2 tRNA genes and 2 rRNA genes are annotated in these 5,230 nt (G+C 46.9%); all 4 read left to right on the top strand.

The window, feature by feature from the left end:
- The first annotated feature begins 180 nt into the window (after positions 1-180).
- A 16S ribosomal RNA gene (locus tag FNW07_RS13430) occupies positions 181-1,694 on the top strand.
- A gap of 175 nt (positions 1,695-1,869) precedes the next feature.
- Positions 1,870-1,943 (top strand) — tRNA-Ile (locus FNW07_RS13425).
- Between the two features lie 82 nt (positions 1,944-2,025).
- A tRNA-Ala gene (locus tag FNW07_RS13420) sits at positions 2,026-2,099 on the top strand.
- Between the two features lie 130 nt (positions 2,100-2,229).
- Positions 2,230-5,115, top strand: a 23S ribosomal RNA gene (locus tag FNW07_RS13415).
- Together the 16S and 23S rRNA genes with 2 tRNA genes alongside form the textbook arrangement of a ribosomal RNA operon.
- Positions 5,116-5,230 lie beyond the last annotated feature (115 nt).

Raw genomic sequence — 5,230 nt, 5'->3', positions numbered from 1 at the left:
TGTGGGTCAAACGAAACGAAAAACATAGAAGAACACGTTCATAGACATATTGAATTGACAGCCGTTTTAAGGGAAACCTTAAGACAAATAAAAAGAGAGTAAGAGAATCGAAAGATTTATAATAACCGATAGAATCTTCAGTCAAATAAAAACAGAGATAGTTTACTATCTCGCAATTATACGATGAAGAGTTTGATCCTGGCTCAGGATGAACGCTAGCGGCAGGCTTAACACATGCAAGTCGAGGGGTATGGTTCTTCGGAACCAGAGACCGGCGCACGGGTGCGTAACGCGTATGCAATCTACCTTTCACAAAGGGATAGCCCAGAGAAATTTGGATTAATACCTTATAGTATATAAGAATGGCATCATTTTTATATTAAAGATTTATCGGTGAAAGATGAGCATGCGTCCCATTAGCTTGTTGGTAAGGTAACGGCTTACCAAGGCGACGATGGGTAGGGGTCCTGAGAGGGAGATCCCCCACACTGGTACTGAGACACGGACCAGACTCCTACGGGAGGCAGCAGTGAGGAATATTGGTCAATGGGCGCAAGCCTGAACCAGCCATGCCGCGTGCAGGATGACGGTCCTATGGATTGTAAACTGCTTTTATACAGGAAGAAACAACTCTACGTGTAGAGTCTTGACGGTACTGTAGGAATAAGGATCGGCTAACTCCGTGCCAGCAGCCGCGGTAATACGGAGGATCCAAGCGTTATCCGGAATCATTGGGTTTAAAGGGTCCGTAGGCGGTTTGATAAGTCAGTGGTGAAAGCCCTACGCTTAACGTAGGAACGGCCATTGATACTGTCAGACTTGAATTATTAGGAAGTAACTAGAATATGTAGTGTAGCGGTGAAATGCTTAGAGATTACATGGAATACCAATTGCGAAGGCAGGTTACTACTAATGGATTGACGCTGATGGACGAAAGCGTGGGTAGCGAACAGGATTAGATACCCTGGTAGTCCACGCCGTAAACGATGGATACTAGCTGTTCGGAGCAATCTGAGTGGCTAAGCGAAAGTGATAAGTATCCCACCTGGGGAGTACGTTCGCAAGAATGAAACTCAAAGGAATTGACGGGGGCCCGCACAAGCGGTGGAGCATGTGGTTTAATTCGATGATACGCGAGGAACCTTACCAAGGCTTAAATGTAGATTGACCGGTTTGGAAACAGATCTTTCGCAAGACAATTTACAAGGTGCTGCATGGTTGTCGTCAGCTCGTGCCGTGAGGTGTCAGGTTAAGTCCTATAACGAGCGCAACCCCTGTTGTTAGTTGCCAGCGAGTCATGTCGGGAACTCTAACAAGACTGCCAGTGCAAACTGTGAGGAAGGTGGGGATGACGTCAAATCATCACGGCCCTTACGCCTTGGGCTACACACGTGCTACAATGGCCGGTACAGAGAGCAGCCACTGGGCGACCAGGAGCGAATCTATAAAACCGGTCACAGTTCGGATCGGAGTCTGCAACTCGACTCCGTGAAGCTGGAATCGCTAGTAATCGGATATCAGCCATGATCCGGTGAATACGTTCCCGGGCCTTGTACACACCGCCCGTCAAGCCATGGAAGCTGGGGGTGCCTGAAGTCGGTGACCGCAAGGAGCTGCCTAGGGTAAAACTGGTAACTAGGGCTAAGTCGTAACAAGGTAGCCGTACCGGAAGGTGCGGCTGGAACACCTCCTTTCTAGAGCCTATTGGTTAGATGCTTGCATCAGCAATAGGAAAAAGACGAAAAGATACCATCGGATTGAAATTTTCCGAAACAATTACTCTCGCTGTTAGTTCAAATAATAAATTTTAAGTAAAAAGATTAATGGTTTAATCGTTTGACGAGTGATCGGTAAACGCTAAACATTGAATGTCTCGTAGCTCAGCTGGTTAGAGTACTACACTGATAATGTAGGGGTCGACAGTTCGAGTCTGTCCGAGACAACTACTTACACTTAAAAAAGGAAATTTTAGGAGCATGAGTAAGAATTACACATTAATTCAAAATTCAACATTCTAATAGAAATGGGGGATTAGCTCAGCTGGCTAGAGCGCCTGCCTTGCACGCAGGAGGTCAACGGTTCGACTCCGTTATTCTCCACTGATTCGCCACGGCGAATAACAGTTCATTGACATATTGAGATAAGAAAAATATTAAAAAGTAGAAAGCAATTTTTACTAAGTAGTAATACTTGGTAAAGATAATGTCATAATTGATTTTATGACAGGTACAATAAGCAAAATAAGGGCGTATGGGGGATGCCTTGGCTCTCAGAGGCGATGAAGGGCGTGATAAGCTGCGAAAAGCTACGGGGATCGGCACACACGAATTGATCCGTAGATACCCGAATGGGGCAACCCACTATGTTGAAGACATAGTACACCGATAGGTGGGCAAACCCGCTGAACTGAAACATCTAAGTAGGCGGAGGAGAAGAAAACAAAAGTGATTCCGTAAGTAGTGGCGAGCGAACGCGGATTAGCCCAAACCAATGTTGTTACGGCAATATTGGGGTTGTAGGACCACGACATTTGTTGCGGATTGAATTAGAATCAACTGGAAAGTTGAGCCATAGAAGGTGATAGCCCTGTATAAGTAAGAGAAGATAACGATAGTGGTATCCTGAGTAGGGCGGGACACGAGAAATCCTGTCTGAATTTGGCGGGACCATCCGCTAAGGCTAAATACTCCTGAGAGACCGATAGTGAACCAGTACCGTGAGGGAAAGGTGAAAAGAACCGTGAATAACGGAGTGAAATAGATCCTGAAACCATACGCTTACAAGCGGTCGGAGCCCTTTAGTGGGGTGACGGCGTGCCTTTTGCATAATGAGCCTACGAGTTAACGTTGCTGGCAAGGTTAAGTGATTAAGTCACGGATCCGTAGCGAAAGCGAGTCTGAATAGGGCGCTTTAGTCAGTAGTGTTAGACGCGAAACCGTGTGATCTACCCATGGGCAGGATGAAGCTGTGGTAACACACAGTGGAGGTCCGAACCGGTTGACGTTGAAAAGTCTTCGGATGACCTGTGGGTAGGGGTGAAAGGCCAATCAAACTCGGAAATAGCTCGTACTCCCCGAAATGCATTTAGGTGCAGCGTTATGCGTAAAGTTATATAGAGGTAGAGCTACTGATTGGATGCGGGGGCTTCACCGCCTACCAATTCCTGACAAACTCCGAATGCTATATAATGTTTCATAACAGTGAGGGCTTGGGTGCTAAGGTCCAAGTCCGAGAGGGAAAGAACCCAGACCATCAGCTAAGGTCCCCAAATATATACTAAGTTGAAAGAACGAGGTTTGTCTGCCCAGACAGCTAGGATGTTGGCTTGGAAGCAGCCATTCATTTAAAGAGTGCGTAACAGCTCACTAGTCGAGCGGACGAGCATGGATAATAATCGGGCATAAGTATATTACCGAAGCTATGGATTTCATATTAAATTATGGAGTGGTAGGGGAGCATTCTAACAGGGTAGAAGGTGTATCGTAAGGTATGCTGGACCGGTTAGAAAAGAAAATGTAGGCATAAGTAACGATAATGCGGGCGAGAAACCCGCACACCGAAAGACTAAGGTTTCCACAGCTATGCTAATCAGCTGTGGGTTAGTCGGGACCTAAGGCGAACCCGAAAGGGACAGTCGATGGACAACGGGTTAATATTCCCGTACTACTGTTAACTGTGATGGGGTGACGGAGTGATGAAAGTGTCGCGAACTGACGGAATAGTTCGTTGAAGTATGTAGCTATAAGGACTGTAGGCAAATCCGCAGATCTTGGCAAAATACGATAGTACTCGGAGTCTTCGGACAAAGAGATAGTACACCTAAGGGCTTCCAAGAAAAACCTCTAAACTTCAGGTTAATAGTACCCGTACCGCAAACCGACACAGGTAGTCGAGGAGAGAATCCTAAGGTGCTCGAGAGATTCATGGCTAAGGAATTAGGCAAAATAGACCTGTAACTTCGGGAGAAAGGTCGCCAGCAGCAATGCTGGCCGCAGTGAAGAGGTCCAGGCGACTGTTTATCAAAAACACAGGGCTCTGCAAAATCGTAAGATGAAGTATAGGGCCTGACACCTGCCCGGTGCTGGAAGGTTAAGAGGAGATGTTATCTTCGGAGAAGCATTGAATTGAAGCCCCAGTAAACGGCGGCCGTAACTATAACGGTCCTAAGGTAGCGAAATTCCTTGTCGGGTAAGTTCCGACCTGCACGAATGGTGTAACGATCTGGACACTGTCTCAGCCATGAGCTCGGTGAAATTGTAGTAACGGTGAAGATGCCGTTTACCCGCAGTGGGACGAAAAGACCCTGTGCACCTTTACTATAGCTTAGTATTGACCTTGGATAAATGATGTGTAGGATAGGTTGGAGACTATGAAGCGGCGTCGCCAGGCGTTGTGGAGTCATTGTTGAAATACAACCCTTTGTTTATCTGAGGCCTAACCCCGCGTTGCGGGGGACATTGCTTGGTGGGTAGTTTGACTGGGGTGGTCGCCTCCAAAAGAGTAACGGAGGCTTCTAAAGGTTCCCTCAGTACGCTTGGTAACCGTGCGTAGAGTGCAATGGCATAAGGGAGCTTGACTGAGAGACATACAGGTCGATCAGGTACGAAAGTAGAGCATAGTGATCCGGTGGTTCCGCATGGAAGGGCCATCGCTCAAAGGATAAAAGGTACGCCGGGGATAACAGGCTGATCTCCCCCAAGAGCTCATATCGACGGGGGGGTTTGGCACCTCGATGTCGGCTCGTCACATCCTGGGGCTGGAGAAGGTCCCAAGGGTTGGGCTGTTCGCCCATTAAAGTGGCACGCGAGCTGGGTTCAGAACGTCGTGAGACAGTTCGGTCTCTATCTACTGTGGGCGCAAGAAATTTGAGTGGATCTGATTCTAGTACGAGAGGACCGAATTGGACAAACCTCTAGTGTATCTGTTGTTCCGCCAGGAGCACCGCAGAGTAGCTACGTTTGGCAGGGATAAGCGCTGAAAGCATATAAGCGCGAAACCCACCACAAGATGAGATTTCTTTTAAGGGTCGTAGGAGATGACTACGTTGATAGGCTATAGGTGTAAAGGCAGTAATGTCATAGCCGAGTAGTACTAATAACCCGTAAGCTTATGTACAATTTTCCCCCCGCCTAGGCGGGGGGAAGAAACTTTCTAATCAAATACTTTTTTCTTTATCTCAGTATGTTAAGATATTATTGCATTTATCTGTCAATTCAAATTGATATTTATT

It is taken from the genome of Flavobacterium sp. GT3R68 (assembly GCF_007109225.1).
Taxonomy (GTDB): Bacteria; Bacteroidota; Bacteroidia; order Flavobacteriales; family Flavobacteriaceae; genus Flavobacterium.
This window is presented reverse-complemented; position numbering and strand designations above follow the sequence as displayed.